The organism is Devosia sp., from assembly GCF_028290435.1.
GTDB lineage: Bacteria > Pseudomonadota > Alphaproteobacteria > Rhizobiales > Devosiaceae > Devosia.
The window spans coordinates 22218-28448 of the sequence record NZ_JAQGJV010000037.1 but is presented as its reverse complement, the minus strand read 5'-3'; the positions used below and the strand labels follow the sequence as shown (position 1 = coordinate 28448).

5 protein-coding genes are annotated in these 6231 nt (G+C 61.9%); all 5 read left to right on the top strand.

Annotated elements, in window-relative coordinates:
- Window positions 1–170: 170 nt before the first annotated feature.
- On the top strand, window positions 171–1451 hold the full coding sequence (locus JWP26_RS09875) for an aspartate aminotransferase family protein (protein WP_299726553.1): 1281 nt from the start codon (window positions 171–173) through the stop codon (window positions 1449–1451).
- Window positions 1451–2944, top strand: coding sequence for a CoA-acylating methylmalonate-semialdehyde dehydrogenase (locus JWP26_RS09870; protein ID WP_299726545.1), 1494 nt, complete (start codon window positions 1451–1453; stop codon window positions 2942–2944). Before JWP26_RS09875 ends, JWP26_RS09870 begins: the two co-directional genes overlap by 1 nt.
- A 23-nt stretch (window positions 2945–2967) precedes the next feature.
- A complete protein-coding gene (locus JWP26_RS09865; RefSeq protein ID WP_299726543.1) occupies window positions 2968–4218 on the top strand; it encodes a Zn-dependent hydrolase in 1251 nt (416 codons plus the stop codon).
- Window positions 4219–4318: 100 nt separating this feature from the next.
- Entirely contained in the window at window positions 4319–4759 is a 441-nt protein-coding gene (locus tag JWP26_RS09860; RefSeq protein ID WP_367184104.1) for an endonuclease domain-containing protein, read from the top strand.
- Window positions 4756–6207 (top strand): dihydropyrimidinase, encoded by a 1452-nt coding sequence (gene hydA / locus JWP26_RS09855; protein ID WP_299726541.1) that lies wholly within the window; start codon window positions 4756–4758, stop codon window positions 6205–6207. The genes JWP26_RS09860 and hydA overlap by 4 nt, the downstream gene beginning before the upstream one ends.
- Window positions 6208–6231: the final 24 nt, after the last annotated feature.

Below are 6231 nucleotides of genomic sequence, written 5' to 3'. Positions count from 1 at the left end.
TGCGGGAAAGTTTGGGAGTGCTAACATTTTTCCAACTGGTCAAAATTCTTGGGTTTGCGTTCCCACGTCAAGAGCCAATCAACAAGACCAAAAAAAGTCATCGACCAATAGGGAGCGAGACGCTCGTGTCCAATTCCAATGCAGTGCCCAATGATCTCAGCGCATTCTGGATGCCGTTCACCGCGAACCGGCAGTTCAAAAAAGCGCCGCGCATGTTCGTGGCCGCGAAGGATATGCATTACACCACATCCGATGGCCGCCAGGTTCTGGATGGTACGGCGGGTCTGTGGTGCGTCAATGCCGGCCATGCCCGGCCGCTGATCGTCGAGGCCATCGCCAAGCAGGCCGCCGAACTCGATTATGCCCCCGCCTTCCAGATGGGCCACCCCAAGGCGTTCGAACTGGCCAATCGGCTGGTCGATATCTCGCCCAAGGGACTCGACCATGTGCTGTTCACCAATTCGGGGTCGGAGTCAGTCGAGACCGCCCTCAAGGTGGCGCTCGCCTATCACCGCGTGAAGGGCGAGGGCGCCCGCACCCGCCTGATCGGCCGCGAGCGCGCCTATCACGGCGTCAATTTCGGCGGCATTTCGGTGGGCGGCATCGTCACCAATCGCAAGATGTTCGGCACCCTGCTGGGCGGCGTCGATCATATGCCGCATACGCATAACCTCGCCAAAAACGCCTTCACCAAGGGCGTGCCCGAATATGGCACCGAGCTGGCCGATGAGCTAGAACGCATCGTCACCCTGCACGACGCCTCCACCATTGCCGCAGTCATCGTCGAGCCCGTCGCCGGCTCCACCGGCGTGTTGATCCCGCCTGTGGGCTATCTCAAGCGCCTGCGCGAGATCACCAAGAAGCATGGCATCCTGCTGATTTTCGACGAAGTCATCACCGGCTTCGGTCGCCTCGGCACGCCATTCGGCGCCGACTATTTCGATGTGACGCCGGATATCCTGGTCACCGCCAAAGGCCTGACCAATGGCATTATCCCGATGGGCGCGGTCATGGTTTCCGCCGAAATCCACGATGCCTTCATGCAGGGACCCGAACACGTCATCGAATTTTTCCACGGCTATACCTATTCGGGTAATCCAATGGCCTCGGCCGCGGCTCTCGCCACGCTGGAAACCTACAAGCAGGATGACCTGCTGACGCGCGGCACTGAATTGGCCCCCTATTGGGCCGATGCCCTGCACTCGCTCAAAGGCGAGCCCCATGTCATCGATATCCGCAATATCGGCCTGATCGGCGCCATCGAACTGGAGCCGATTGCAGGTTCGCCCACCAAGCGTGCCTTCTCGGCGTTCCTGGCGGCTTACGAGTCGGGCTTCCTTGTCCGCACCACCGGCGACATCATCGCGTTGAGCCCGCCGCTGATCATTTCCAAGTCGCAGATCGATGAACTGGTCGATGGCATCCGCGCCGTGCTGAGGAGCATCGAATAATGGACATCATCGAAAACGCCGTCGCCGGCAAACGTTATATTTCGACTGGTCGCCGCGTGCCGGTCTACAATCCGGCCACCGGCGAACAGTCGGCCGAGCTGCCCCTGTCGACGCTGAGCGAACTCAACGACGCCGTGGCTTCGGCGAAAAAAGCCTGGCCGGCCTGGGCCAATACCCCGCCGATGAAGCGCGCCCGCGTCATGTTCAAGTTCAAGCAATTGCTTGAAGCCAACGCCGACGAGCTCGCCCGCGCCATTTCGCGTGAACACGGCAAGGTGCATGACGATGCTTTGGGCGAACTCGCGCGCGGCATCGACTGCGTCGATTTCGCCTGCGGCATTCCTCAGCTGCTGAAGGGCGAATTCTCGCGCAATGTCGGCCCTTCGATCGATACCTATTCCGATCGCCAGCCGCTGGGCGTCGTCGCCGGCATCACGCCGTTCAACTTCCCCGCCATGGTGCCGATGTGGATGTATCCAGCTGCCATCGCGTGCGGCAATACCTTCATCCTCAAACCCTCCGAGCGTGATCCCTCGGCCTCGATGCTGGCCTGGAACCTGTTCATGGACGCCGGCCTGCCCGAAGGCGTGCTCAACGTCGTCCACGGCGACAAGGAAATGGTCGACGGCATTCTGGACCATCCCGATATCAAGGCGGTCTCCTTTGTCGGCTCGACCCCCATCGCTGAGTACGTCTACCAGCGCGGAACGAAAGCGGGAAAACGCGTCCAGGCTCTCGGCGGCGCCAAGAACCACATGGTCGTCATGCCCGATGCAGACTTGGACCAGGTCGCCGATGCCCTGATGGGCGCCGGCTACGGCTCGGCCGGCGAACGCTGCATGGCCATCTCGGTCGCCGTTCCCGTCGGCAAGGAAACCGCCGATGCGCTGGTCGCAAAACTCAAGCCGCGCGTCGAGGCTCTCAAGATCGGCCCGGCCACCGACAAGGACGCCGAAATGGGTCCTGTCGTCACCAAGATGCACCGAGACAAGATTTTGGGCTATATCGATGCCGGCGTGGAGCAGGGCGCCGAGCTGGTCGTCGACGGCCGCGGCTTCAGGCTGCAGGGCTATGAGGGTGGCTACTACGTCGGCGGAACGCTGTTCGACAACGTCACCCGCGACATGACTATCTACAAGGAAGAAATCTTCGGCCCCGTGCTCTCGGTGGTCCGCGCCAAGGATTACGCCGAGGCGGTCGACCTCATCAACACCCACGAATACGGCAATGGCACCGCCATTTTCACCCGCGACGGCGACGCCGCCCGCGAGTTTGCCGACAAGATCGAGGTGGGCATGGTGGGCATCAACGTGCCGATCCCGGTCCCCGTCGCCTACCACTCCTTCGGCGGCTGGAAGCGGAGCCTGTTCGGCGACCACTCCATCTACGGTCCCGAAGGCGTGCACTTCTATACCCGCCTCAAAACCGTCACCACCCGCTGGCCTGCCGGTATCAAGGGCGGCGCGGAATTCTCCTTCCCGACCCATAAATAGCCTTTAGTTAGATAGGTAACCCCATGTCCTCTCCCGGCGAAAACCTTCGGATCAACGGTGACCGGCTTTGGGATAGCCTCATGGACATGGCCAAGATCGGCCCCGGCATTGCTGGCGGTAACAACCGCCAGACCGTGACCGACGCGGACGGCGAGGGGCGCCATCTGTTCCAATCCTGGTGCGAGGCCGCTGGCCTCACCATGGGCGTCGACGAAATGGGCACCATGTTCGCCCGCCGCGAAGGCACCGATCCGAGCCTGGCGCCCGTCTATGTCGGCTCCCACCTCGATACCCAGCCCACCGGCGGCAAATATGATGGCGTGCTCGGCGTGCTGGGCGGCCTCGAAGTCGTGCGCAGTCTCAACGATCTGGGCATCCAGACGCGCCATCCCATCGTCGTCACCAACTGGACCAATGAAGAGGGCGCCCGCTTCGCCCCCGCCATGATGGCTTCGGGCGTCTTCGCCGGCATTCTCGACCAGGCCGACGTCTATGCCCATACCGACAAGGACGGCAAACGCTTCGGCGACGAACTGGCCCGCATCGGCTGGAAGGGCAGCGAGAAGGTCGGCGACCGCAAGATCCACGCTTTCTTCGAACTGCATATCGAGCAGGGCCCGATCCTCGAGGATGAAGGCATCGATATTGGTGTCGTCACCCACGGCCAGGGTCTCAAATGGCTGCAGGTCACCCTGACCGGCAAGGAAGCCCATACCGGCTCCACCCCCATGCCCAAGCGCCGCAATGCCAGCCTCGGTATGGCGCGGGTGATCGAACTGGTCCACCACACGGCCATGAGCCACCAACCCGACGCCGTCGGCGCGGTGGGCCATATCGAGGTCTATCCCAACTCGCGCAACATCATTGCCGGCAAGACGGTGTTCACCATCGATATCCGCTCGCCCAGCAAGGCGACATTGGACGAGATGGACCTGACCATCCGCACCGGCATCGAAGCCATTATCTCGGACATGGATATCACAGGCGAGATCGAACAGGTCGGCGCGTTTGATCCGGTGACGTTCGATGAGGGTTGCGTGTCGGCCGTCCGCAACGCGGCCGAGCGGCTGGGTTACTCCCACCGCAACATCATCTCCGGCGCGGGGCATGACGCGTGCTGGATCAACCGGGTTGCGCCGACCGCGATGGTTATGTGCCCGTGTGTCGATGGGCTGAGCCATAACGAGGCGGAAGAGATCTCCAAGGAATGGGCAGCCGCAGGGGCGGACGTGTTGTTCCACGCCGTGGTTGAAACGGCGGGGATTGTGGAGTGAACGACGAGCGGCCAACGAGCGCCGACCTCACCTCGCCCTTCCTTCACCTCTCCCTTTGGGGGAGAGGTCGCCGCGCAGCGGCGGGTGAGGGGGCCTTCCTTTGAGTTCATTGAAAACTAAATTTGCGGCCCAAGCCGCCAAAACCCTACGCGCCAACTCCACTGACGCCGAACGCAAACTCTGGTCCAGTCTGCGTGCCCGCCAACTGCTTGGTCATAAGTTTGTCCGCCAGCAGCCTGTTGGCCCTTATATAGCCGACTTCGCCTGCCGCGAAGCAGACCTGATCATCGAGCTCGACGGCGGCCAGCACTCTGAGAGTGATCGTGACATAGCTCGCACTGCGGCTATTGCTACCCACGGCTACGCCGTCATCCGGTTTTGGAATAACGACGTCCTCACCAATCTGGACGGTGTGCTTCAATGTATCGTTGACCACCTGAGCAAGGCCCCCTCACCCGGACTTCGCTTTGCGAAGCCCGCCCTCTCCCCCAAAGGGAGAGGTGAAGCGGCATCCCCCGAGTTCACAGGGAATTCCCCATGACCACAGTCATCAAAAACGGCACCGTCGTCACTGCCGATCTGACCTACGCCGCCGATGTCCTCATCGATGGCGAAACCATCATCGAAATCGGCCCCAACCTCTCCGGCGACGAAACCCTCGACGCCACCGGCTGCTACATCATGCCGGGCGGCATCGATCCGCATACCCATCTGGAAATGCCCTTCATGGGCACCTATTCGACCGACGATTTCGAATCCGGCACCCGCGCGGCGCTGGCGGGGGGTACCACCATGGTGGTGGATTTCTGCTTGCCCAATCCCGGCCAGAGCCTGCTCGAAGCTCTCCAGATGTGGGACAACAAGACCTCCAAGGCCAGCACCGACTATTCCTTCCACATGGCCATCACCTGGTGGGACGAACAGGTTTGGCGCGAAATGGCCGAGGTGGTGGATCGCGGCATCACCAGCTTCAAGCACTTCATGGCCTATAAGGGCTCGCTGATGGTCAATGACGACGAGATGTTCTCCTCGTTCAGCCGCTGCGCCGAACTGGGCGCGCTGCCGCTGGTGCATGCCGAAAACGGCGATATCGTCGCCGCCATGACCCAAAAGCTGCTCGATGCCGGCAATAACGGTCCCGAAGGCCATGCCTATTCGCGTCCACCCGAAGTCGAGGGCGAAGCCACCAACCGGGCGATCGTGCTGGCCGACATGGCCGGCGTGCCCCTCTACGTCGTCCACGTCTCCTGCGAGCAGGCCCACGAAGCCATCCGCCGCGCGCGCCAGCAGGGTATGCGCGTCTATGGCGAGCCGCTGATTCAGCATCTGACACTGGACGAGAGCGAATATTTCAACCCCGATTGGGACTATGCGGCCCGCCGCGTCATGTCTCCGCCCTTCCGCAACAAGACCCATCAGGATTCGCTGTGGGCGGGCCTCGCCGCCGGATCGCTGCAGGTTGTCGCCACCGATCACTGCGCCTTCACCACGGCGCAAAAGCGCAACGGCATCGGCAATTTCGCCAAGATTCCCAATGGCACGGGTGGGTTAGAAGATCGCCTGCCGGTGCTGTGGACCAAGGGCGTCGCCACCGGGCGGCTGACCATGAACGAATTCGTGGCCGTCACCTCCACCAATATCGCCAAGATTCTGAACTGCTATCCGAAGAAGGGCGCCATCCTCGTGGGCGCCGATGCCGATATCGTGGTGCTCGATCCCAAGCGCGGCAAGACCATCACTGCCGCCAGCCAGCAATCGGCGATCGACTACAATGTCTTCGAGGGTTTTGAAGTCACCGGCCTGCCGCGCTTCGTGCTGAGCCGCGGCAAGGTCTCGATTGTCGAAAACGAGGTCAAGGCTGAGCAAGGTCATGGCAAGTTCGTCGCCCGCGAGCCAAAAAACCCTGTGAACCGCGCGCTGTCGCAGTGGAAAGATATCGTGGCGCCCCGCAAGATCGAGCGGGCCGGCATTCCGGCGAGTGGGGTGTAAGGCGGCACTGCGACTAAAATTGAG

Coding starts and splice junctions, on each gene's coding strand:
- JWP26_RS09875 (WP_299726553.1), top strand. CDS start 171: ATGCCGTTCACCGCGAACCGGCAGTTCAAAAAAGCGCCGCGCATGTTC.
- JWP26_RS09870 (WP_299726545.1), top strand. CDS start 1,451: ATGGACATCATCGAAAACGCCGTCGCCGGCAAACGTTATATTTCGACT.
- JWP26_RS09865 (WP_299726543.1), top strand. CDS start 2,968: ATGTCCTCTCCCGGCGAAAACCTTCGGATCAACGGTGACCGGCTTTGG.
- hydA (WP_299726541.1), top strand. CDS start 4,756: ATGACCACAGTCATCAAAAACGGCACCGTCGTCACTGCCGATCTGACC.